Raw genomic sequence first — 21,179 nt, 5'->3', positions numbered from 1 at the left:
CGGCCGTCAGGCCCGGCCGTCAGGCCCGGCCGTCAGGCCCGGCCGTCAGGCCCGGCCGTCAGGCCCCGACTGCCGGGACCGCTCGTGAGGCCCGGCCGCCGGAATCCGGTCGGATGCTCTCCGCCAGGGCCGCGAGGAACGCCACCACCGCTCCCGGTCCCGGGACCGACAGGTCGGCTCGGTCGGTGAGTTCCGGGACTTCGGCGGAGCCGCTGCAGACCAGGAGGCCCGGGGTGCCGTTCGAGCGGAGTTTCTCCACGGCGGCGAAGGCCGGGAGATCGCCCAGGTCGTCGCCCGCGTAGAGGACGGATCCGGCGCCCACCTCTCGTACGTACTCGGCCAGGGCCACGCCCTTGTCCATGCCCGGCGGGCGCAGTTCGAGGACCATGCGGCCGGGTTCCAGGACCAGGCCGTGTCGGGAGGCGAGGTCGGCGAGAGGGGCCTTGAGGGCTTCGAAGGCGGCCTGGGGGTCGGTGGAGCGGCGCGTGTGGACGGCGACCGCGCGGCCCTTCTCCTCGATCCAGGTGCCCGGCCAGGCGCCCTCGCTGTCGAGGAAGCCGGGGAGTTCGGCGCGGACGGAGGCGACGCCCGGATGGACGGCGGAGGCCTGGACGGTGCCGCTGATCGCGTCCCAGCGTTCGGCCCCGTAGTGGCCGAGGACGACGAGGTGTTCCAGGCCGGGGACGCCGGCGAAGCCGCCGTAGCGGACCGCGACCCCGGCGGGGCGCCCGGTCACCACCGCGACGGAGGCGACCTCGGGGGCGAGTGCGGCGAGTGCGGCGACGGCGCCAGGGTGGGCGCGGGCCTGCTCGGGGTCGGGGACGATCTCGGCGAGCGTCCCGTCGAAGTCGAGGGCGACGACGGCCTTGTCCGGCCGCGCGAGGAGCGCGGCCAGGCCGTCGCGGCCTGCGGGTGTGGTCGGGTGCGGAAGGCTGCTGACCATACGACGACCCTACCGACGCGGGCTCAGCGGCGCTGCTCCTTCTCCGCACGGACCCGGCGCAGCCGGTTGACGGTCACCGGGTCGTGTTCCAGGGCGCGCGGGTCGTCCAGGAGCGCGTTGAGGAGCTGGTAGTAGCGGGTCGCGGAGAGGCCGAGCTGTTCGCGGACGGCTCGTTCCTTGGCGCCGGGGCCCGGCCAGGAGCGGCGCTCCAGGGCGAGAACGGCGCGTTCCCGATCTCCCAGGGCGCGACGCTCTCCCGGTTCCTCATCGTTGGTCATACGAGCCAACTTATTCCGCGTTCTCCGCCTCCGTCGCCTCGCGGGCGAGCTTGGAGAGGACCTCGGCGGGCTTCTGCCCGGGCGCGACGGCCTTGCCGATGTTCTGCTTGACGTTCTCGCTGACCTTGGCCCAGGACGTCTTGCCGACCGGCGGAAGCTGGGAGTTCGGCAGTTCCTTGAGGAACTCGCGGAGGTTGCGGTGCTCCTCGTCGCTCTGCATGCGGGAGTACGCGCTGACCGTCGGCGGCAGCAGGTCGTTGCCGCCGGCGAACTTCAGCACGTTCTGGTCGCTGAAGACGAAGTCGAGGAACTTGCCGATCTCCTCACGGTGGCCGTTCTGCTTGAAGCCCATGATCCAGTCGGCGACGCCCATGGACGCCTTGGCCTTGCCGTTGACGCCCGGCAGCGCGACCTTGCCGACCTTGACGCCCTTCTTCTCGGCCTCCTGCATGAGCGAGGGATGGCCGTTGAGCATCCCGACCTCGCCGCGCGAGAAGGCCGCGAAGGCGTCCTTACGGTTGAGCTTGCCGGGGGCTATGGGGCCGGTGAGCTCCTGCTCGACCAGGTTCTTCTTCAGCCAGTCGAAGGTCTGGACGTTCAGGTCGGAGTCGATGCGGTAGCGGTCGCTGCCGTCGGTGTAGCCGTCGCCGCCGCTGAGCAGCCACATCATCGTCTCGGCCTGCGCCTCCTCCGGGCCGAGCGGCAGCGCGAAGGGGTAGGGGACGTCCTCGTCCTTCAGCTTCTCGGCGGCGGCGGCCAGCTCGTCCCAGGTCGTCGGCGGCTTGGTGATGCCCGCCTTGTCGAAGAGCTCCTGGTTGAAGAAGAGGAGCCGGGTGGAGGCGGCGAAGGGCAGGCCGTACTGGGTGCGCTTCATCTCGCCGGCGGAGACGAGCGGCGCGAGGAAGTTTGCCTGGACGGGGATGGAGAGCAGCTCGTCGGCGGAGTAGAGCTCGTCGGCGGCGGCGTAGTCGGCGTAGGCGCCGATCTGCGCGATGTCGGGGGCCTGGTCGGCCTCGACCATCTCCGCGACCTTGCGGTCGACGTCGTTCCAGGACTCGATCTGGACGTCGATCTTCACGCCGGGGTGCGCGGCCTCGTAGGCGGCGGCGAGCTCGTCCCAGTACTTCTTGGTGCTGTCGCCGCCCGTGAGGTCGTAGTCGGCGGCGACCAGCTTGAGGGTCACGTCGCCCGAGTCGGCGCCGGTGAGGCCGCAGCCGGAGAGCGCGGCGGTCAGGCCCATCGCGGCTATGGTCGCGGTCAGTCCAAGGAATCGCCGCTGCACAGCGCTGCCCCACCCTCTTTGGCTCGTCGTCGAGCTGTGATTTTCACAGGAGGAAAAGCATAAGGTCTACACCACTTGGGTATCGCTTCCGCATCGCACCCCCGGGCGCGGTACAACCCCGCCGGTAATTTGTATGCCCGCGCAACAATATCGGCCAGTGGACTAGACCTTTCGGGCGTTCACGCGCGAGACTGTTCCCGTGAGACACGTCATCGCCCTCGATGTGGGCGGCACCGGCATGAAGGCCGCCCTCGTAGGCACGGACGGCACCCTGCTCCACGAGGCACGGCGCGCCACCGGACGCGAACGCGGCGCCGAGGCCGTCGTCGAGACGATCCTCGACTTCGCCGCCGAGCTGCGCGCCTACGGCCTGGAGCGGTACGGCGAGCCCGCCGCGGCCGCCGGCGTCGCCGTACCCGGCATCGTCGACGCCGAGAACGGCATCGCCGTCTACGCCGCCAACCTCGGCTGGCGCGACGTCCCGATGCGCGCCCTGCTCAGCGAGCGCCTCGACGGCATCCCCGTCGCCCTCGGCCACGACGTCCGCACCGGCGGCCTCGCCGAGGGCCGCATCGGCGCCGGGAACGGCGCCGACCGCTTCCTCTTCGTACCCCTGGGCACCGGGATCGCCGGCGCCATCGGCATCGGCGGAGCCATCGAGGCCGGCGCCCACGGCTACGCCGGCGAGATCGGCCACATCGTCGTCCGCCCCGGTGGCGCCGAGTGCGGCTGCGGCCAGCGCGGCTGCCTGGAGCGGTACGCCTCCGCCTCCGCCGTCTCCCACGCCTGGGCCGCCGCCTCCGGCGACCCGGACGCCGACGCCGCCGACTGCGCCAAGGCCGTCGAATCCGGGGACGCCCGGGCCGTCAGGGTCTGGCAGGACGCCGTCGACGCCCTCGCGGACGGCCTGGTCACCGCGCTCACCCTGCTGGACCCCCGCACGCTCATCATCGGTGGCGGTCTCGCCGAGGCCGGGGAAACCTTGTTCACACCGTTGAGGGCCGCGGTGGAGGAACGCGTGACGTTCCAGAAGCTGCCCGCCGTCGTCCCGGCGGCCCTCGGGGACACCGCCGGATGCCTGGGCGCGGGCCTCCTCGCCTGGGACCTGCTCTCCCTCGACTCGGAGGTATCCGCCTGATGGCCGTTTCCACAGTTCTCGCCGGAGCCCGCGTGGTGCTGCCCACCGGTGTCGTCGAGAACGGACGGGTGATCGTCGACGGCGGTCGCATCGCGGGCGCCGCGCCCGCCGACGCGCCCACGCTCGACCTCACCGGCCACTGGGTCGTCCCCGGCTTCGTCGACATGCACAACCACGGCGGCGGCGGCGCCTCCTTCACCTCCGGCACGGTCGACGACATCCTCACCGGCGTCCACACCCACCGGCTGCACGGCACCACCACGGTCGTCGCCTCGTTCGTGACCGGCGAGATGGACTTCCTGAGCCGGCGCGCCGGACTGCTCTCCGAACTGGCCGAGCAGGGCGAGATCGCCGGCATCCACTTCGAGGGGCCGTTCATCTCCCCGTGCCGCAAGGGCGCCCACGACGAGACGCTGCTGCGCGACCCCGACCCGGCCGACGTCCGCAAGCTCGTCGACGCCGCCCGCGGCCAGGCCCGGATGGTCACCCTCGCGACCGAACTCCCCGGCGGCATCGACTCCGTGCGCCTGCTCGCCGAGCACGGCGTGATCGCCGCGATCGGCCACACCGACGCGACGTACGAGCAGACCGTCGAGGCCATCGACGCGGGCGCCACCGTCGCCACCCACCTCTACAACGCGATGCCCGCCCTCGGCCACCGCACCCCCGGGCCGATCGCCGCGCTCCTGGAGGACGAGCGCATCACGGTCGAGCTGATCAACGACGGCACGCATCTGCACCCGGCCTCACTGGAGCTGGCCTTCCATCACGCGGGGCCGCGGCGGGTCGCGTTCATCACCGATGCGATGGACGCGGCGGGCTTCGGCGACGGGCGGTACTCGCTCGGCCCGCTGGCCGTCGAGGTGAAGGAAGGCGTCGCACGTCTCGTCGAGGGCGGCTCCATCGCGGGCTCGACCCTCACCCTGGACCGCGCGTTCAAGCGCGCGGCGACCATCGACGGCCTCCCCGTCGAGTCGATCGTGCAGGCCATCTCCGCCAACCCGGCCCGCCTGCTCGGCATCGACGACAAGGTCGGCTCACTGGAGCCCGGCAAGGACGCCGACCTCGTCGTCCTCGACGAGAACTTCGACGTCACGGGCGTGATGCGCAAGGGCACCTGGGTGGTTGCCCCCCAAGTGGCCTGATTTCGCCGACCGTAGCGCACGGCGGTTGGTCCGGGGACTGGGCCAACCGCCTTCTGTTTGGCATGATCGGGGCGCGTTCCACGGCTGTTCCGGCAGGTCCGGCCGGTCCACGATCAATCGACGGCGTACGGGGGTTGCGGCAGGTGATTCTCACAGTCACCCTCAACACGGCACTGGACCTCACCTATCGCGTGCCCGCCCTCACCCCGCACGCCTCCCACCGCGTCACCCAGGTGATCGAGCGCCCCGGCGGCAAGGGCCTCAACGTCGCCCGCGTGCTCGCGGCCCTCGGCTACGACACCGTCGTCACCGGCTTCGCGGGCGGCGCGACCGGCGAGGTCCTCCGCGCCCACCTCGCCGAACTGCCCCTGACCGACGCGCTCGTCCCGACCGCCGGGACCACCCGCCGTACCGTCGCCGTCGTCGACACCGCGACCGGCGACACCACGCAGCTCAACGAGCCCGGTCCCACCCTCACCCCCGCCGAGTGGTCCGCCTTCACCAATCGCTACACCGAACTGCTCACCGGCGCCGATGCCGTGGCCCTGTGCGGCAGCCTGCCGCCCGGCATCCACGTCGGCGCGTACGCGGAGCTGATCCGGATCGCCCGCGGCGCCGACGTCCCGGTCCTGCTCGACACCAGCGGCGAACCCCTGCGGCGCGGCATCGCCGCCCGCCCCGATCTCGTCAAGCCCAACGCGGACGAGCTCGCCCAGCTCACCGGCTCGCGCGAACCCCATCGCGCCACGCGCGACGCCCGCCGCCGCGGCGCGCACACGGTCGTCTCCTCGCTCGGCCCGGACGGGATGCTCGCCGCCACCCCGGACGGCCTGTGGCTGGCCGCTCCGCCGGCCGCGGTGCGCGGCAACCCGACCGGCGCCGGCGACTCGGCCGTCGCGGGTCTGCTGTCCGGTCTCGTCGACGAACTCCCCTGGCCGGACCGGCTGACCCGCGCCGTCGCGCTCTCGGCGGCGACGGTGCTCTCCCCGGTCGCCGGCGAGTTCGACCGGACGGCGTACGAGGAGCTGCTCACCCGGGTGAAGGTGACGGAGCAGGCCGAGGCGGCGTGATGCCCACGGCATGACGAAGGCCCCGCGGAAGCAGCTTCCACGGGGCCTTTCGCGAGTCGCCGCACTCAGAGGTTGCTGATCTTCACCCAGTCGAAGATCACGTCGCACTGGTTGCCCGCCCCGCACGACAGCATGATCGTGTTCTGACCCTTCTCGAGCGAGACCTGGGACCAGGTGGTCTGCCAGTTCTTCTCCAGGTTCGGGTCCGACGAGCCGATGAAGTTCTTCAGATTCATCGGGTTCGTGTTCGCCTTGCCGTTGACGGTCACGGTGGCGTTGGCGTCCTTGGCCGGGATCGCGTACCGCACTTCCATCTTGTACGTGCCGGCCTCGGGCACCTCGGTCTGCCAGGTCACGGAGGACCCGACCGAGTTGAACCCGGTCACGTACAGCCCGTCCGTGCCCTTGGCGCCCTTGATGTCCTTGGCGAGGGCCGCGGTGCCGCCGAGCTTGAGCGTCGCCGCGTCCTGCTGCGGCAGCGCGGCCGGGGTGTCGTCGGCGCTGGGCTCGCTGGAGGGGTTCTCCTGGACCTGCGTGGATCCGCCGGTCGGCTTGCCGCCCGCGGTGCCGCCGTCGGTGTTCTCGTCACCGCTGTTGTTGATGACGGCGGCGGTGATTCCGATCACCACGACCGCGACGACGGCGATCGCGCCGATCAGCAGCCCCTTGGTGTTGGGTCCGCGGCCGCCGCCACGCTGGGACGGGAGCGGCGCCTGCCGGGTCCGCTCGCCCCCGGGGTACGTCTCGGGCGCGGCGTACTGCGGGTTCGGCTGGCCGTACTGCTGGCCGCCGTAGTTCTGCTGCTGCGGCACATGCGGCTGGCCACCGCCGTACTGGCGCTCGCCGACCGTTCTGACCTGGTTGTACGAGGTTCTGGGGACACCCGGCTGCGCGGCCGGACCGGGGTAGCCGTAGCCACCGGCCTGCCCCGGCGGCTGGGCACCAGCCGCCTGGCCGTCCGCGTACAGGTAGCCGAACGGATCGTCGTCCTCGGGCGTGTTCGCGCCGTCGTTACCGGCAGCCATCCCTGGTCACTCCTATCCATGCTCGCCAGCCGTCGCCGACCGGCCGAGCCTACCCCGAATGGACCACCCGCCGATCCGTCCCTTGACCGAGCGGCAGGTGACCCGTGGGTAACGGAGGCGGCGCGGCGGGGTGGGCCACGGGGGCGAAACGCGCTATCCGGCGCGCCGGTGGATCTTCGCCCGGGAGCGCTTCTCTATGTACATCCGCTGGTCGGCGGAGTTCAGGACCTCTTCGACGGTCATACCGCACTCGGCCCAGCCGATGCCGAAACTCGCCCCGACCCTGACCGCCCGTCCGTCCACCCGGATCGGCGGAATGATGGCGTTGCGCAGCCGTACGGCGAGGTCGGCGGCGTCGGCCGCACCGAGGCCGTCGGCGAGGACGACGAATTCGTCACCGCCGAGGCGGGCGACGGTGTCCCCGTCCCGTACGCCGGTGGTGAGGCGCCGGGCGACCTCGATGAGGACGGCGTCGCCGGTGTGGTGCCCGAAGCGGTCGTTGATCGACTTGAAGCCGTCGAGGTCGCAGAAGAGGACGGCGAGCCCCTTCGTCCCGTCGTCGGCCTCGCCCGCGGCGGGGGCGACGCTGTGGACGTGGTGGTCGTACGGTCCGCCGACGCCGGGCCCGGCGTCGAAGCCGAAGTTGTGGTCGTGCCCGTAGGGGGCGTCGTACTGGGTCTCCGGTGTGGCGTGCGGGCGCTCGCAGATCCGGGCGCTGAGCCGGGAGCGCAGTTCGGCGCTGTTGGGCAGGCCGGTGAGCGCGTCGTGCGAGGCGCGGTGGGCCAGCTGGAGCTCGTGACGCTTGCGCTCCTCGATGTCCTCGACGTGGGTGAGGAGGAAGCGGGGGCCGTCGGCGGTGTCGGCGACGACGGAGTTGCGCAGGGAGACCCAGACGTAGGTGCCGTCGCGGCGGCCGAGGCGGAGCTCGGCGCGGCCGCCCTCGGCGGAGGTGCGGAGCAGCGTCCCTATGTCCTCGGGGTGGACGAGGTCGGCGAAGGAGTAGCGGCGCATCACGGAGGCCGGGCGGCTGAGAAGGCGGCAGAGGGCGTCGTTGGTGCGCAGGAGGCGGCCGTGCTGGTCGCCGCCCATCTCGGCGATGGCCATGCCGGAAGGGGCGTACTCGAAGGCCTGCCGGAACGACTCTTCACTGGCGCGCAGGGCCTGCTGCTCGCGTTCGAGGCGGACGAGGGCGCGCTGCATGTTCGCTCGCAGCCGGGCGTTGCTGATCGCGATCGCCGACTGGGAGGCGTACATCTGGAGGGCTTCCTGGCCCCAGGGCCCGGGGTGGCGGCCGTTGCGGGGCCGGTCGACGGAGATCACTCCGAGCAGTTCGCGTTTGGAACCGGAGGCGTACATGGGGGCGTAGAGGCGGTCGTGCGGGTGCCACTCGTCCTCGAAGCGGGGGGCGGGGCCCTCGGTGTGCCACTGCGGGACGTCGTCCTCGATGAGGACCCAGCCCTCGGTGTGGGGGATGAACCTCAGGTCGCCCCAGGCGACGCCCATGGAGAGGCGGCGTTCCCAGGACTCCCGGGGGCCGACGCGGCCGGTGATGAGGGCCTCGGCGGCGGGGCTGCCGGCGAAGGCGGCGACGACGAGGTCACCGTCGGGGCGTACGAGGTTGACGCAGGCCAGCTCGTAGTTGAGACCGGCGACGATCCCGTCGGCGACGGTCTGCAGGGTGTCCGCCAGACTGCGGGCTGTATTGAGGTCGGCCACGACCTGATGCAGCTGCCGCAGGGTCGCAAGACGGACGTACGGCTCCGACTCGGTCTCCATCGCTCGCTCTCCCCGAGACCTCGACAGCAACTCCAGGGTTCTCATCGGCACTCGTGCTGCATTGTCCTTGCCACTGAATCACAGCGAGCGTTGCACCCGGTACACAGGGTCAACAAATACTGAGCTCTGTGACTCAAGTCACACCAGGTCATGAAGCGTTGCAGGGGGTGCCGGAAAGCGCTCCCGTTCTTTCTTGAACGCAAAGAGAACGGTGCGGGTACGGCGGTGGGGGTACGGCCCCGGACGGTGCGGGCTCGGCCCCGGGCCGGGGGTCCTAGGACCGGCGAGGGGGCGCGGACTGGTCCCCGGGCCCGATGCCGGGGGCGGGGGGCGAGGCTAGCGTGCGGAGTGTGCTGACGACGACCCCCGCCCCGCCCCCCGCCTCGGATCTGGCGATCCCTCATGCTGAGGGGGTGAGCAACGACGAGTTCCGGGCGGCCATGTCCCGCCTCGCGGCGGGCGTGGTGCTGGTGACGGCACATGACCCGGACGACGGTCCGCGCGGGGAGGACGTCGGCATGACGGCGACGGCGTTCATGTCCGTCTCCCTCGACCCGCCGCTGGTGCTCGTCAGTCTCCGCAACGGCTCCCGCATGGACGACCTGCTGGACGAGATCCCGGTGTGGGCGGTCTCGGTCCTCTCCGAGAGCCAGCGCCACATCGCGGGCCGCTTCGCGATGAAGGGCCGGGTGAGCGACCGGCTCCTGTTCGAGGACGTCCCGTACACCCGCGGCCAGGAGAGCGGCGCCCCGCTGGTGGGCGGCGCCCTGGCGACCCTGGAGTGCCGCACGGAGAACCGCGTGGTGGCCGGCGACCACACCCTTGTCGTGGCCCGCGTCCTGACGGCGGCCTTCCCGTCCTCGGACGGCGCCCCGCTGGCCTACTTCCGCGGCAAGTACCGCCGCCTGGCCTGACGACGGCTCACGCCCCCCGGGCCCGTCAGCCCCAGTCGCGGCCCTGGCGGCCCCGCTTCGTCTCGGAGCGCTGCTTCTTCACCCGCAGCCTGCGTTCGTTGATGCCCCGTGGGATCTTCGTCGCCCGGCGCGGCTTCGGCGGGGGCGCCGTCGCCTCCGCGAGGAGCGCGGCGAGGCGGACCGCCGCCGTCTCCCGGTTGCGCCACTGCGAGCGGTGCTCCGACGCGCGGACCGTCACCACCCCGCCGACCATGCGCGAGGCGAGCCGTTCGAGCGCGCGTGCCTTCCAGACCTCCGGCAGCGCCTCCGTCGACGCCAGGTCGAAGCGGAGCTCCACCTGCGAGTCGCTGGTGTTGACGTGCTGCCCGCCCGGCCCCGACGACCGCGAGAAACGCCACATGAGCTCGGCCTCGGGAAGCGAGACGGAGCCGCGGATGAAATAGGGACCGGACATGTCATCCATGTTCCCCGGAGCGGCTCCCGCACGTCATCCTGTTTTCGTACCGATTCCGCACCGTGGAACCGGCAGGGCGTCGTCCGCGTTATCCCGTGTGACGACATCACGAAGGTCACGAAGAAAGGCACTTCCCATGGCTGTAAGCCTCTCCAAGGGCGGCAACGTCTCCCTGACCAAGGAGGCCCCGGGCCTCACCGCCGTCACCGTGGGCCTCGGCTGGGACGTCCGCACGACCACCGGCACCGACTTCGACCTCGACGCCTCCGCCATCGGCGTCGACGGCGTCGGCAAGGTCGCGTCCGACGCGCACTTCGTCTTCTTCAACAACAAGTCCACGCCGGACCAGACGATCGTCCACACCGGTGACAACCGCACCGGCGAGGGTGGCGGCGACGACGAGCAGATCAACGTCAACCTCGCCGCGCTGCCCCCGAACGTCGACAAGATCGTCTTCCCGGTCTCCATCTACGACGCGGTGAACCGCTCGCAGAACTTCGGCCAGGTCCGCAACGCCTACATCCGCATCATCAACCAGGCCGGCGGCGCCGAGATCGCCCGCTACGACCTGTCCGAGGACGCCGCCGTCGAGACCGCCATGGTCTTCGGCGAGCTGTACCGCAACGGCGCGGAGTGGAAGTTCCGCGCGGTCGGCCAGGGCTACGCCTCCGGTCTGGAGGGCATCGCCCGCGACTTCGGCGTCAACCTCTGACGTACGACAGAACGGTGGAGCCCCGGCGCGAGACCCGCGCCGGGGCTCCGGCACATCCGGCGCCGCCCAGCCGGGCGCCTCGCGTGGGCAGGGCGCGTGAGCGGCGCGCCGAGCGGGACCGTCCGACCCGGGCGCCTCGCATGAGCAGGGCGCATGCCCCGGCCGCCTCTGTCCCCCGGTCCAGCCCCTAGTTCGGGCTCTTCGGCTTCCCGTCCCCGTTCAGCCACACGTCCCACACCTGGCCGAGGTCCTCCCCCGTCACCTCCTCCGCGTACTCGGTGAAGTCGTCGGTGGAGGCGTTCCCGTGGCGGTGCTCCGCCGCCCAGCCGGACAGGAGCTCGAAGAAGGCGTCGTCGCCGACCTGCTGCCGGATCTTGTGCAGCACCATCGCGCCCCGCTGGTACACCGGCGGGTCGAAGAGGTTCTCCGCCGACGGCGGATCGGACGGCGGGAAGGCCCAGTTGGCGTCGGCGGCGAAGGCCGCCTCGAAGTTCACCTGCGCCGGAGTGGCCTCGAAGTCCTCCGCGTACAGCCACTCCGCGTACACCGCGAAGCCCTCGTTCAGCCACATGTCCTTCCAGGTGGCGGGCGTGACCGAGTTGCCGAACCACTGGTGCGCCAGCTCGTGCACCAGGATCTCGACGGTGAGGGAGTCCTGCGGGAAGACGGGCCGGGTCTGGGTCTCGAGCGCATAGCCCGCGTCGCCGTTCCGCTCGACGATCGCGCCGGTGGAGGAGAAGGGGTACGGCCCGAAGTTCTCCACCTGCCAGTCGAGGAGTTCGGGGATCCGGGCGAGCAGCGGGGTGCTCTTCGCGGCGACCGACGGGTCCGTGGCGGTGAGCACGGGCAGCCCGGACGGGGTGGCCGAGACCTGCGTCCGGAACTTCCCGACGGCCACGGTCGCGAGGTAGCTCGCCATCGGCTCCGCGGAGTGCCAGACGGAGGTGGTGCGGCCGTTCGCGGTCCGCTCGGAGGTCCGTACGCCGTTGGAGATCGCCTGCGTGCCCTGCGGAACGGTCAGCGTGATGTCGTACGTCGCCTTGTCGGACGGGTGGTGGTTGCCGGGGAACCAGGCCATGGAGCCGACCGGTTCGCCGAGCGCCAGCGCCCCGTCCGCGGTGGGCAGCCAGCCCTCCTGCGAGCCGTCGGCGTCGGTGATCGTCTCGGGCCGTCCGGAGTACGCGACCGTCGTGCGGAAGACCTCGCCCTTGTCGATGTCCTCGCGCGGGCGCAGCGTCAGCTCGTCACCGGCCCGGTTGACCGCTGCACGGTCGCCGTCGACCGTGACGGAGTCGACGGTCAGCCCGGCGAGGTCGAGGTTGAAGGCGCTGAGGTTCTGGGTGGCGCGGGCCGTGATCATGGCGGTGCCGTCGAGACGGCCGCTCTTCGGGTCGTAGGCGAGGTCGAGCGCGTAGTGCGTGACGTCGTAGCCGCCGTTGCCGAGCTTGGGGAAGTACGGATCGCGCAGCCCCGCCGCGCCGGGCGTGCCGCGCACCCCGCCGACGTCCACACCGCTGTCGCCGTCCCCACCGCCGGTGCAGCCGGCGAGGACGAGCAGCGCGGCCACGGCTGTGGCCAGGGCGGCCCGGCTACGTATATCCACCGTTCGATCTTAGGCAGGGGTACGCGGAGGCGGAGGGCGGGCGTACGGCATCGGTGGCGCCCGACGGGGTCCGGGCGCCACCGATGGGCGTGGTTCACGAGGGTGACCGGCGGGGTCCCGTGCTCAGGGCCCGTCCGCCGGTCCGGCGCGTCGTGCTCAGTTGTTCAGCGCCTCGGCGCCCGCCTTGGCGAACTTCTCGTCCAGGTCGCCGCTCGGCGCGCCGGCGACACCGATGCCGGCGATCGGCGCGCCCTTGGCGGTGACCGGGACGCCGCCGCCGAGGAACAGGGTGCCGGGGATGTCCTTCAGGTTCGGGGCCTGGGCGAGGCGGCCCGCGAGGACGGAGGTGGGGGCGTTCCAGGAGACCGCGGTGAACGCCTTGCGCTCGGCCGACTCGTAGGACTGCGGGCCGGCGCCGTCGCCGCGCAGGGTGACGATGGTGTTGCCGTTGCGGTCGACGACCGCGACGCTGACGCGCTGGTTCTCGTCCTCGGCGGCGTCCAGGGTGGCCTGCGCGGCCTTGGTGGCGGCCTCGATCGTCAGGTGCGTGGTCTGCTGCAGGTTCTGGTTCGACGCGTCGGCCTTGGCGGCGACGGCCGGCGCGGCGGCCGGGGCGGAGGCGTTCGCGGAGACGGCGCCGAAGGTGCCGGCGGCGACGACGGCAGCGGTGGCGGCACCGAAGAGGATCTTCTTCTTCATGGAGGGCTCCTTGAGGCAGTGACGGCCGAGGCCGTTGAGGTGATCGAGGCGTGTCGTTCGTTCGCTCTGCCATCGATCCTCCGGCCGTTTCCGGGCCCGTACGGTCCACGAACCGGCTGCCCCCGTCGCGCATGATGGACGACGGGGGTGTCAGCCGATCGGTTGATGCCCCTGTGGTCCTCCCGGGCCAGGATGGAAACGTAGACCCAGGTCAGAGCCGTGACCGGGCGGCTGATGGAGAGGTACGCGATGGAGCAGGACCCGGACGCCCGCTGGCTGGCGCGGGTCATGCACATCGCCTTCTTCCTCCTCCTCGGCGCCTCCCTGGTCCGCTTCCTGCTCCGGCACCCGTGGGAGGACCGCAGCCCCTGGATCGTCGCCCTCTCCGGCGCCCTCGCCGCCCTCTACCTCCTCGGCCCCGTCCTCGGCACCCGCGCCACCCCCCGCCGGATCGCGTGGCTCTTCACGGTCGTCGCGGTCTGGATGGTCCTGGTGGTCCTCGCGCCGAGCTTCGCCTGGTGCGCGGTGCCGCTCTTCTACACCGGCCTTCGCACCCTCCCGCCGCGCGCCGCCCTCGTCCTGGTCACCCTCCTCACCGTCTTCGTGGTCACCGCGCAGGTCGAGCTCTCGAACGGCGGCTTCGACCCGAACCTGATCGTCGCCCCGCCGGCCGTCGCCGCGATCGCGACGGCCGTCTTCGTCCACGCGCAGCGGCAGGCGGAGAGGCAGCGCGCGCTGATCGACGACCTGATCCGCACCCGCCGCGAACTGGCCGCGATCGAGCGCCGCGAGGGCACCCTCGCCGAGCGCCAGCGGCTCTCCATGGAGATCCACGACACCCTGGCCCAGGGCCTGTCCAGCCAGCAGATGCTGCTCCAGGCGGCCGAGCGCACGTGGGACACCGACCCGCCGACCGCCCGCCGCCATGTCCGTACCGCCGAGTCGATCGCCGAGCGCAACCTCGCCGAGGCCCGCCGCTTCGTCCACGACCTCGCCCCGGCCGACCTCGCCGAGGGCGGCGGCCTGGAGGAGGCGCTGCGCATGCTCGCCGGGCGCGAGTCCGCCGTGTTCCGCGTCGACGGCGCCCCGGTCGCGCTGCCCGAACGGGTGCAGTCGGCGCTGGTGCGCATCGCGCAGGGCGCCCTCGCCAACGTCCGCGAGCACGCCGCCGCCACCTCCGCCGCCCTGACCCTGACCTACCTCGACGACCAGGTCGTCCTCGACATCGCCGACGACGGGCGCGGCTTCGACGCCGGCGCCGGGTCCCGGGCCGGCCGCCCGAGCGGCGAACGCGGTGTGCGCGGCCACGGCCTGCCGGCGATGCGGGTGCGGGCCCAGCAGCTCGGCGGCACACTCACCGTGGAGTCCACCCCCGGCGAGGGCACGGTGCTCTCGGTCGCGATCCCCCTGTCCACGCCCTTGGAGGCCGGCGCATGACCGTACGGATCCTGCTCTGCGACGACCACGCCGTCGTACGCGCCGGGCTGCTCGCCCTGCTCGGCAGCGCCCCCGACATCGAGGTCGTCGGCGAGGCCGGCAGCGGCGAGGAGGTGGTCGCGATGGCCGCCAAGCTACGGCCCGACGTCGTCCTGATGGACCTTCAGCTCGGCGCCGGCATCGACGGCGTGGAGGCGACCCGCCGGATCGCGCGGTCCACCTCCGGCGTCCACGTCCTGGTCCTCACCACGTACGACACCGACGCGGACATCACCCGCGCCATCGAGGCCGGCGCGACCGGCTACCTCCTGAAGGCGGAGCGCCCCGAGGAGCTGTTCGCCGCGATCCACTCCGCCGCCCAGGGCCGTACGACGCTCTCCCCGCCGGTCGCCAGCCGGGTCATGGACCGGATGCGGGGAGCGGCCGGGCCCACCCTCACCGACCGCGAGCGGGACATCCTCGGCCAGCTCGCGCACGGCCTCGGCAATCGCGAGATCGCCCGCGCGCTCTTCATCAGCGAGGCGACCGTGAAGACCCACCTCGGCCGGATCTACGCCAAGCTCGGCGTGGACACACGTGCGGGCGCGGTCGCCGTGGCGAAGGAACAGCGCCTGCTCCCTTGACGCTGCTACTCTGCGTTGCCGTTCTATCGCAGAGTGTCAGTTCGTCTCGTCTCGTTGTGGGAGCGCATGTGAAGATCGCCTGCGTCGGCGGTGGGCCCGCCGGCCTGTACTTCTCGATCCTGATGAAGCGGCAGGACCCGTCCCACGAGATCACCGTCTACGAGCGGAACGCGGCCGGCTCCACCTACGGCTGGGGCGTGACCTACTGGGCCGGGCTCCTCGACAAGCTGCGGGCGGGCGACCCCGAGTCGGCGCGCGCCATCGACGAGGCCTCCGTCCGCTGGACCGACGGCGTCGCCATCGTCCGCGACGAGCGGACCGTCCACCGCGGCGACAAGGGCTTCGGCATCGGCCGGCGCCGGATGCTCGCCCTCCTCGCCGAGCGGGCGGAATCGCTCGGCGTCCGCGTCGAGTTCGAGCACGGCATCACCGGGCCCGACGCCCCGGAGCTCGCGGACGCCGATCTGGTCGTCGCGGCCGACGGGGTCAACAGCGCGCTGCGCGAGGCCCACGCCGCCGACTTCGGCGCCGAGGTCGCCACCGGCCGCAACCACTACGTCTGGCTCGGCACCACCAAGGTCTTCGACTCCTTCAGCTTCGCCTTCAAGGAGACCGAGCACGGCTGGATCTGGTGCTACGCGTACGGCTTCAGCGGCGAGCAGTCCACGTGCGTCGTCGAGTGCTCCCCGGAGACCTGGACGGGACTCGGGCTCGGCACGATGAGCGAGGCGGACAGCCTGAACGTGCTGGAGAAGCTCTTCCACGACCTCCTGGACGGCCATCCGCTGATCGGCCGCGCGCAGGACGACGGCGCCGCGCAGTGGCTGAACTTCCGCACGCTGACCACGCGCGCCTGGCACCGCGGCAACCTGGTCCTGCTCGGCGACGCCGCCCACACCACGCACTACTCGATCGGCGCGGGCACGACCCTGGCCCTGGAGGACGCCCTCGCCCTCGCGGACGCCCTGCGCGGGGGCGCCGGGGACCTCGACGCCGCCCTGACCCGCTACGGCCGACGGCGGCGCGCGGAGCTCCTGTCGGCCCAGAGCGCGGCCCGCTACAGCGCCCAGTGGTACGAGAACCTCCCGCGCTACATGCGCCTGGAGCCGCGCCGGATGTTCGCGCTCCTGGGCCAGCGCCACTCGCCCCTGCTCCCGCACGTCCCGCCGCAGCTCTACTACCGGATCGACCGGGTGGCCGACGGCCTGGAACCCCTGCGCCGCCTGAAGCGCTGGCTGGGCCCCCGCCTGGCCCGCACCCTGCACGCCCGATCACGCGTCTGAGGACGAGGGGACGGGGCTTCCGGGCGGGGCGCACGGGCGCGGCGGCTCCGGTAGGCGCGGCGGCTCCCGGCGTACAGGCTCCGGGCGCTCCGGGCAGACGAGCCGCGGGGCGCACGGGCGCGGCGCTCCAGGAGTCGCTCGGCGCACGGGCGCGGCGGCTCCGGTAGGCGCGGCGGCTCCGGGTGGGGCGCTCGTGCGTGGGCTGGAGACCCCGGCGGGGGTCGGGGCGTGCGTCCCGGGGCCGGGCGCGTGGGAGCATCGTCCCCGTGCTCGACATCGGCTACTCCCTCTCCCGTCGCTTCCCCGACCCCCCGCAGACCGACTACCGGCGCGCGGACGTCCACGCCCTGCGCCACGACCTGTTCTGCGGGGACGTGTACCTCGCCGACCCCAAGGCCGACCGCGAGGTGTCCACAGCCTGGGGATGGGTGCCGGTGCTCGACTTCGCCTGGGCGCTGTGCGACATCGTCGAGCAGCTCGACCGCGACCCCCGCGGCAGCCGGTCCTCGCAGCGCCAGTACGCGGAGCTCGACTTCACCGAGTCCTCGGACCGGATGCTCTTCGAGCGCCGCTTCGGCTGGGTGGACGTGGAGGCCGACTGGATGCCGGGCGACGAGCCCCCACTCACCTTCAACCACCGCGAACTGCGCCGCGAGGCCCGCGACTTCCTGCACGACCTGATCGCCGACCTCACCGACATGCACGAGGGCCTCGGCGACAACCCGGCGATCTGGGACCTCCAGGCCCGCTTCCCCCGCCTCCCGTAACCCCGCAGCCCCCCTCAGTCCTCCACCCTCACCCCCAGCTGCGCGGCGAACACCGGCGCCAGATCCAGCAGCTGCCCCGTACTGATCACCGCGCCCGCCAGCGCGTCCACCCCGCGCGCGATCTCCAGACGCTCCACCGTCCGCAGATCGACGTCCTTCATCCGCGCACCGCTGAAGTCCGCCCCCTTCACCACGCAGTCCCGGAACTCGACCCGTTCGAGCACCGCGCCCCCGAAGTCGGGCTCGCTCAGCACGCACCCGTCGAAGACGACGTCCTTCAGCTTCGCCGTCCGCAGATTCAGATAGTCGATCTTCCCTCCCCGCACCAGGACCCGCTCGAACACCGCCCCGTGCAGCTGCGTCCCGCCGAGCCGCGCGTCCACGATCTCCACGTCCCGCAGCGACGCCCCCGCCAGATCCGTGCCCACGCCCCGGATCCCGCTCAGCACGGAGTCCAGGACCCGCGCCGAGGTCAGCCGTGTCTCGTCCACCGCGCAGTCCCGCAGCGCGCAGTCCAGGAACCGCGCACCTCCCCCGTCCTGCCCTGCCAGATCGAGCCCCACGAACTCCAGGCCGTCGTAGTCCCCGTCCGGGTCGAGCCGCCCTTCGTACGCCTCCAGCGGCGGCAGCCGCACCTCCGGCCGACGCACGACCGCCACCTTCTTCTTCCCTGTCGCCATGCACCCATGGTGACGTGCGCCACTGACAGCGCTCCCGATGTCACAAACCGAGCGGCCCCCGCCGTCCCCTGTGCAACACCGAGACGAGGGAGCACGAGATGCAGCGGAACAGGAAGCACATCACCGTCATCGGCGGCGGATTCGCCGGACTCACCGCGGCGATCACCGCCGCCGAGTCCGGGGCCAAGGTCACCCTCCACGAGGCCCACCACACCCTCGGCGGCCGCGCCCGCACCGCCGAAGGCCGCTACCGCACCAACGAGGGCCCCCACGCCATCTACAACGGCGGCCCCCACTGGACCTGGCTCACCCAGCGCGACCTCCTCGGCCCGCTCGCGCCCGTGCCGCTGCGCGAAGGCGCCCGCTTCCGCTTCCACCGGGCCGGGGCCCTGCGCCGCACGCCGCCGCTCGGCTTCATCCGGCACACCCTCCGTACGGCCGAAGAGGCCCCCGTCGACACCGACTTCCTCACCTGGGCCACCCGCGTCGCCGGCCCCGAGGCGGCCCGTCAGGCCGCCGCGTACAGCGCGGTCGCCCTCTTCCACCACGACCCCGGCACCCTCTCGGCCCGCTTCGTACAGGAACGGCTGCACCGGGCCGCCGCCCTGCCTCCCGAGGCGCGCTTCATCCGCGGCGGCTGGGGGCAGCTGATCGACCGCATGGCGGCCCGCGCCTGGAACCTGGGCGTACGGATCGAGACCTCCTCCCGGCTCGACGAACTGCCGCTCGCCGACGGCCCGGTCGTCGTCGCCACCTCCCTCGCCGCGGCCTCCCGGCTCCTCGGCGACCCCGGCCTGACCTGGGAGAGCGGCCGCACCGTCCTCTTCGACCTGGCGCTGCGCACCCGGAAGGGTGACCCGTACATCGTCTCCGACCTCGACGCCCCCGGCTGGATCGAGCGCTTCACCGCGCAGGACGTCTCCCTCGCCCCCGCCGGCGAGCAGCTGATCCAGGCGCAGCTCCCCATCGGCCCCGGCCGCTCCAAGGCCGACGGCATCGCCCACGCAGAGCGCCTGCTCGACCTCGGCTTCCCCCGCTGGCGCGAGCGCACGGTCTGGCGCCGCGAGGCCGTCTGCGCGGGCCGTACGGGAGCCGTCGACCACCCCGGCACCACCTGGCGCGACCGCCCCGCGATCGACCGCGGCGACGGCGTCTACCTGGCGGGAGACCAGGTCGCGGCGCCCGGAGTGCTGGCCGAGGTGTCGTTCACGAGCGCCGTCGAGGCGGTGTCCCTGGCGCTGCGCACGAAGAGGCTTGACCTCAAGCACGCTTGAGGTCAGAGGCTGTCGTACGTCAACGGGAGAACATCACCAGGGGAGCCCACCATGCACGCCATCCGCCTCCACGCCTTCGGCCCGGCAGAGAACCTCACCTACGAGGAGACCCCGGACCCCGTCCCCGGACCCGGCCAGGTGCGGATCGCGGTCACCGCGGCGGGCGTCCACCTCCTCGACACCGCCCTGCGCCTCGGGCAGACCGGCCCCTTCCCCGCCCCCGCCGAGCTCCCCACCATCCCCGGCCGCGAGGTCGCCGGCACCGTGGAATCGCTCGGCGAGGGCACCGATCCGAGCTGGCTCGGCAAGCGGGTCGTCGCCCATCTGGGCATGGCCCCCGGCGGCTACGCCGAACTCGCCGTCGTCGACGCCGCCAGGCTCCACGCCCTGGCCGACACGCTCGGAGACGCCGAGGCCGTCGCCATGATCGGCACCGGCCGCACGACGCTGGGCATCCTCCAGTTCACCGAACTCGGCCCCGACTCGATCGCCGTCGTCCCGGCCGCCGCCGGCGGCATCGGCACGCTCCTCGTCCAGTACGCGAAGAACGCCGGCGCCACCGTCATCGGCCTCGCCGGCGGCCCCGAGAAGGTCGCCCTCGTACGGGAGAACGGCGCGGACCTGGCGGTCGACTACAAGCAGCCGGACTGGCCGCGGAAGGTCCGTGCGTACCTGGGCGACCGTGCCGCCACCATCGTCTTCGACTCGGTGGGCGGCGACACCGGCCGCGCGGCCGTCGACCTCCTCGGCAAGGGCGGGCAGCACCTCGTCTTCGGCTGGTCCGGCCAGGGCGTCCACGACGGCGAACCGCTCACCTTCACCGCCGAGGAACTCGCCGCCCGAGGCATCACCTCGGACAGCGTCCTCGGCCCGGTCATGCTCGAGAAGGCCGGCGGCGACGTCCGCAACCTCGAACTCGCCTCCCTCGCCGCGGCCACCGAAGGCACCCTCCGCCCGGCCGTCCACCGCTTCCCCCTCGCCGACGCGGCAGCCGCCCACCGCGCCCTGGAGACCAGGGGCACGATCGGCAAGGTGGTCCTGATCCCCTAGGACCCCATCAGGGCCTACGAGTCGATAACGGCGGCGACGCCCTCGATCTCGACGAGCTGATCGTCATAGCCGAGCACCGTGACCCCCATCAGCGTGCTGGGCACGTCGTGGTCGCCGAAGGCGTCCCGCACGACCTCCCAGGCGGTCACCAGGTCCTTCTGCCGCGAGGACGCCACAAGGACCCGCGTACTGATGACGTCCTCCAGCGACGCCCCGGCAGCGGCGAGGGCGACCCTCATGTTCTCCACAGCCTTCGCCGCCTGCCCCGCGTAGTCGCCGACCGCGGCCGTCGACCCGTCCTCGTTCAACGGACAGGCCCCGGCGAGAAACACGAGCCGGGCCTCGGCGGGCGCGGTCGACGCATACGCGTACTCGGCCACATCGGACAGAGAGCTGGAGCGGATCAAGGTAATGGCACGGCCCACGGTCGTCACGTTCCCCTCTGACTTCCGACCTTCTGGTCGGCACAAAACGCGACCATCGTGCCACTGCCCCCGAGGCGCTCGCCTCCGGTTATTCACCCCCGTCACGCACCACCGCCGTTCACCCCCGCGCACCCAGCTCCGCGAGCGCGTCGTCCGTCAGCCGGTACACCGTCCACTCGTCCTGCGGCCTCGCCCCCAGCGACTCGTAGAAGTCGATCGACGGGGTGTTCCAGTTCAGGACCGACCACTCCAGACGCTCGTACCCCCGCTCCACACAGATCCGCGCCAACTCCCGCAGCAGCGCCTTCCCGTGCCCGCCGCCGCGGCTCGTCGGCCGCACGTACAGGTCCTCCAGGTAGATCCCGTGCACGCCGCGCCACGTCGAGAAGTTCAGGAACCACAGCGCGAAGCCCACCACCTCGCCCCCGTCCGTCTCCGCAATGTGCGCGAACGCCGCGGGGCGCTCCCCGAACAGCGCCTCGCGCAGCTGCTCCTCCGTCGCGCGGACCTCGTCCAGCGCCTTCTCGTACGTGGCGAGTTCACGGACCATCGCGTGGATCACAGGGACATCGGCAGGTACGGCGGTACGAATCATGCGCCC

Annotated in this window: 22 protein-coding genes; 11 read left to right on the top strand and 11 right to left on the bottom strand. The window is 72.3% G+C overall.

From position 1 onward, the window contains the following. Nucleotides 1-58: 58 nt before the first annotated feature. Genes otsB through ACFQ7Q_RS04775 form a run of 3 tightly spaced genes read right to left on the bottom strand, consistent with a single transcriptional unit; the run spans nt 59 to nt 2,461 of the window. Entirely contained in the window at nt 59-943 is an 885-nt protein-coding gene (gene otsB / locus ACFQ7Q_RS04785; protein WP_383549916.1) for a trehalose-phosphatase, read from the bottom strand. 23 nt (nt 944-966) lie between these two features. Next, entirely contained in the window at nt 967-1,221 is a 255-nt protein-coding gene (locus ACFQ7Q_RS04780; protein WP_383549913.1) for a DUF3263 domain-containing protein, read from the bottom strand. Nucleotides 1,222-1,231: 10 nt separating this feature from the next. Further along, a complete protein-coding gene (locus tag ACFQ7Q_RS04775; RefSeq protein ID WP_383549910.1) occupies nt 1,232-2,461 on the bottom strand; it encodes an ABC transporter substrate-binding protein in 1,230 nt (409 codons plus the stop codon). Between the two features lie 241 nt (nt 2,462-2,702). Here ACFQ7Q_RS04775 and ACFQ7Q_RS04770 point away from each other — a divergent pair, with 241 nt between their 5' ends. From ACFQ7Q_RS04770 to ACFQ7Q_RS04760, 3 genes are all read left to right on the top strand, one after another. Next, a complete protein-coding gene (locus ACFQ7Q_RS04770; protein ID WP_383549907.1) occupies nt 2,703-3,641 on the top strand; it encodes an ROK family protein in 939 nt (312 codons plus the stop codon). After that, a complete protein-coding gene (gene nagA, locus ACFQ7Q_RS04765) occupies nt 3,641-4,786 on the top strand; it encodes an N-acetylglucosamine-6-phosphate deacetylase (RefSeq protein WP_383549904.1) in 1,146 nt (381 codons plus the stop codon). The genes ACFQ7Q_RS04770 and nagA overlap by 1 nt, the downstream gene beginning before the upstream one ends. Nucleotides 4,787-4,929: 143 nt before the next feature. Next, nucleotides 4,930-5,856: a 1-phosphofructokinase family hexose kinase gene (locus ACFQ7Q_RS04760; protein ID WP_383549901.1), complete on the top strand. Its 927-nt coding sequence runs from the start codon at nt 4,930-4,932 to the stop codon at nt 5,854-5,856. A 65-nt stretch (nt 5,857-5,921) separates the two neighbouring features. On the opposite strand, the gene ACFQ7Q_RS04755 is transcribed toward ACFQ7Q_RS04760, so the two are convergent. Continuing rightward, nucleotides 5,922-6,881, bottom strand: coding sequence for a CBM35 domain-containing protein (locus ACFQ7Q_RS04755; RefSeq protein ID WP_383549898.1), 960 nt, complete (start codon nt 6,879-6,881; stop codon nt 5,922-5,924). A gap of 153 nt (nt 6,882-7,034) precedes the next feature. Next, nucleotides 7,035-8,657: a diguanylate cyclase CdgB gene (cdgB, locus tag ACFQ7Q_RS04750; protein WP_383549895.1), complete on the bottom strand. Its 1,623-nt coding sequence runs from the start codon at nt 8,655-8,657 to the stop codon at nt 7,035-7,037. 314 nt (nt 8,658-8,971) lie between these two features. On the opposite strand from cdgB, the gene ACFQ7Q_RS04745 reads away from it, so the two are divergent. Next, nucleotides 8,972-9,571, top strand: coding sequence for a flavin reductase family protein (locus ACFQ7Q_RS04745; RefSeq protein WP_383549891.1), 600 nt, complete (start codon nt 8,972-8,974; stop codon nt 9,569-9,571). Between the two features lie 25 nt (nt 9,572-9,596). Here the strand turns inward: ACFQ7Q_RS04745 and arfB are convergent, their stop codons facing one another. Beyond that, nucleotides 9,597-10,034: an alternative ribosome rescue aminoacyl-tRNA hydrolase ArfB gene (gene arfB / locus ACFQ7Q_RS04740; RefSeq protein ID WP_329117857.1), complete on the bottom strand. Its 438-nt coding sequence runs from the start codon at nt 10,032-10,034 to the stop codon at nt 9,597-9,599. A gap of 127 nt (nt 10,035-10,161) precedes the next feature. Between arfB and ACFQ7Q_RS04735 the strand changes: the two genes are divergently transcribed. Continuing rightward, nucleotides 10,162-10,737: a TerD family protein gene (locus ACFQ7Q_RS04735; RefSeq protein ID WP_383549888.1), complete on the top strand. Its 576-nt coding sequence runs from the start codon at nt 10,162-10,164 to the stop codon at nt 10,735-10,737. Between the two features lie 187 nt (nt 10,738-10,924). Here ACFQ7Q_RS04735 and ACFQ7Q_RS04730 read toward each other — a convergent pair whose 3' ends face one another. Together ACFQ7Q_RS04730 and ACFQ7Q_RS04725 are read right to left on the bottom strand one after the other, a co-directional pair. Next, the gene (locus ACFQ7Q_RS04730; protein WP_383549885.1) at nt 10,925-12,340 is read right to left on the bottom strand and encodes a M1 family metallopeptidase; all 1,416 of its coding nucleotides are present in this window, start codon (nt 12,338-12,340) and stop codon (nt 10,925-10,927) included. A gap of 156 nt (nt 12,341-12,496) precedes the next feature. Next, a complete protein-coding gene (locus tag ACFQ7Q_RS04725) occupies nt 12,497-13,039 on the bottom strand; it encodes a heme-binding protein (protein ID WP_383549882.1) in 543 nt (180 codons plus the stop codon). A 234-nt stretch (nt 13,040-13,273) separates the two neighbouring features. On the opposite strand from ACFQ7Q_RS04725, the gene ACFQ7Q_RS04720 reads away from it, so the two are divergent. From ACFQ7Q_RS04720 to ACFQ7Q_RS04705, 4 genes are all read left to right on the top strand, one after another. Beyond that, nucleotides 13,274-14,476, top strand: a complete 1,203-nt coding sequence (locus ACFQ7Q_RS04720) for a sensor histidine kinase (RefSeq protein ID WP_383550019.1) — start codon at nt 13,274-13,276, stop codon at nt 14,474-14,476. Then, nucleotides 14,473-15,099, top strand: coding sequence for a response regulator (locus ACFQ7Q_RS04715; protein WP_383549879.1), 627 nt, complete (start codon nt 14,473-14,475; stop codon nt 15,097-15,099). Before ACFQ7Q_RS04720 ends, ACFQ7Q_RS04715 begins: the two co-directional genes overlap by 4 nt. Before the next feature lie 68 nt (nt 15,100-15,167). After that, nucleotides 15,168-16,382, top strand: a complete 1,215-nt coding sequence (locus ACFQ7Q_RS04710; protein ID WP_383550016.1) for an FAD-dependent monooxygenase — start codon at nt 15,168-15,170, stop codon at nt 16,380-16,382. A 266-nt stretch (nt 16,383-16,648) separates the two neighbouring features. Then, a complete protein-coding gene (locus tag ACFQ7Q_RS04705; RefSeq protein ID WP_376433270.1) occupies nt 16,649-17,149 on the top strand; it encodes a hypothetical protein in 501 nt (166 codons plus the stop codon). Nucleotides 17,150-17,163: 14 nt separating this feature from the next. Here ACFQ7Q_RS04705 and ACFQ7Q_RS04700 read toward each other — a convergent pair whose 3' ends face one another. Next, the gene (locus tag ACFQ7Q_RS04700; protein ID WP_383549875.1) at nt 17,164-17,829 is read right to left on the bottom strand and encodes a pentapeptide repeat-containing protein; all 666 of its coding nucleotides are present in this window, start codon (nt 17,827-17,829) and stop codon (nt 17,164-17,166) included. 98 nt (nt 17,830-17,927) lie between these two features. On the opposite strand from ACFQ7Q_RS04700, the gene ACFQ7Q_RS04695 reads away from it, so the two are divergent. Next, complete coding sequence (locus ACFQ7Q_RS04695) at nt 17,928-19,103, top strand: NAD(P)-binding protein (RefSeq protein WP_383549872.1); 1,176 nt, start codon at nt 17,928-17,930, stop codon at nt 19,101-19,103. 51 nt (nt 19,104-19,154) lie between these two features. Continuing rightward, a complete protein-coding gene (locus ACFQ7Q_RS04690) occupies nt 19,155-20,153 on the top strand; it encodes a zinc-binding dehydrogenase (protein WP_383549869.1) in 999 nt (332 codons plus the stop codon). Between the two features lie 14 nt (nt 20,154-20,167). Here ACFQ7Q_RS04690 and ACFQ7Q_RS04685 read toward each other — a convergent pair whose 3' ends face one another. Together ACFQ7Q_RS04685 and ACFQ7Q_RS04680 are read right to left on the bottom strand one after the other, a co-directional pair. Next, nucleotides 20,168-20,578, bottom strand: a complete 411-nt coding sequence (locus ACFQ7Q_RS04685) for a RidA family protein (RefSeq protein ID WP_383549866.1) — start codon at nt 20,576-20,578, stop codon at nt 20,168-20,170. A 118-nt stretch (nt 20,579-20,696) separates the two neighbouring features. Then, nucleotides 20,697-21,173 carry a GNAT family N-acetyltransferase gene (locus ACFQ7Q_RS04680; RefSeq protein ID WP_383549863.1) on the bottom strand — a complete coding sequence of 159 codons (477 nt, stop codon included), beginning with the start codon at nt 21,171-21,173 and terminating at the stop codon, nt 20,697-20,699. Nucleotides 21,174-21,179: the final 6 nt, after the last annotated feature.

It is taken from the genome of Streptomyces sp. NPDC056527 (assembly GCF_042794475.1).
Taxonomy (GTDB): Bacteria; Actinomycetota; Actinomycetes; order Streptomycetales; family Streptomycetaceae; genus Streptomyces.
This window is presented reverse-complemented; position numbering and strand designations above follow the sequence as displayed.

Bases quoted from the DNA above. Each gene is read 5' to 3' on its own strand.
- ACFQ7Q_RS04735 (WP_383549888.1), top strand. From the start codon at position 10,162: ATGGCTGTAAGCCTCTCCAAGGGCGGCAACGTCTCCCTGACCAAGGAG.
- ACFQ7Q_RS04690 (WP_383549869.1), top strand. From the start codon at position 19,155: ATGCACGCCATCCGCCTCCACGCCTTCGGCCCGGCAGAGAACCTCACC.
- ACFQ7Q_RS04775 (WP_383549910.1), bottom strand. From the start codon at position 2,461: ATGGGCCTGACCGCCGCGCTCTCCGGCTGCGGCCTCACCGGCGCCGAC.
- ACFQ7Q_RS04725 (WP_383549882.1), bottom strand. From the start codon at position 13,039: ATGAAGAAGAAGATCCTCTTCGGTGCCGCCACCGCTGCCGTCGTCGCC.
- ACFQ7Q_RS04780 (WP_383549913.1), bottom strand. From the start codon at position 1,221: ATGACCAACGATGAGGAACCGGGAGAGCGTCGCGCCCTGGGAGATCGG.
- ACFQ7Q_RS04755 (WP_383549898.1), bottom strand. From the start codon at position 6,881: ATGGCTGCCGGTAACGACGGCGCGAACACGCCCGAGGACGACGATCCG.
- ACFQ7Q_RS04680 (WP_383549863.1), bottom strand. From the start codon at position 21,173: ATGATTCGTACCGCCGTACCTGCCGATGTCCCTGTGATCCACGCGATG.
- ACFQ7Q_RS04695 (WP_383549872.1), top strand. From the start codon at position 17,928: ATGCAGCGGAACAGGAAGCACATCACCGTCATCGGCGGCGGATTCGCC.
- nagA (WP_383549904.1), top strand. From the start codon at position 3,641: ATGGCCGTTTCCACAGTTCTCGCCGGAGCCCGCGTGGTGCTGCCCACC.
- ACFQ7Q_RS04720 (WP_383550019.1), top strand. From the start codon at position 13,274: ATGGAGAGGTACGCGATGGAGCAGGACCCGGACGCCCGCTGGCTGGCG.
- otsB (WP_383549916.1), bottom strand. From the start codon at position 943: ATGGTCAGCAGCCTTCCGCACCCGACCACACCCGCAGGCCGCGACGGC.
- ACFQ7Q_RS04715 (WP_383549879.1), top strand. From the start codon at position 14,473: ATGACCGTACGGATCCTGCTCTGCGACGACCACGCCGTCGTACGCGCC.
- arfB (WP_329117857.1), bottom strand. From the start codon at position 10,034: ATGGATGACATGTCCGGTCCCTATTTCATCCGCGGCTCCGTCTCGCTT.
- cdgB (WP_383549895.1), bottom strand. From the start codon at position 8,657: ATGGAGACCGAGTCGGAGCCGTACGTCCGTCTTGCGACCCTGCGGCAG.
- ACFQ7Q_RS04745 (WP_383549891.1), top strand. From the start codon at position 8,972: ATGCCGGGGGCGGGGGGCGAGGCTAGCGTGCGGAGTGTGCTGACGACG.
- ACFQ7Q_RS04700 (WP_383549875.1), bottom strand. From the start codon at position 17,829: ATGGCGACAGGGAAGAAGAAGGTGGCGGTCGTGCGTCGGCCGGAGGTG.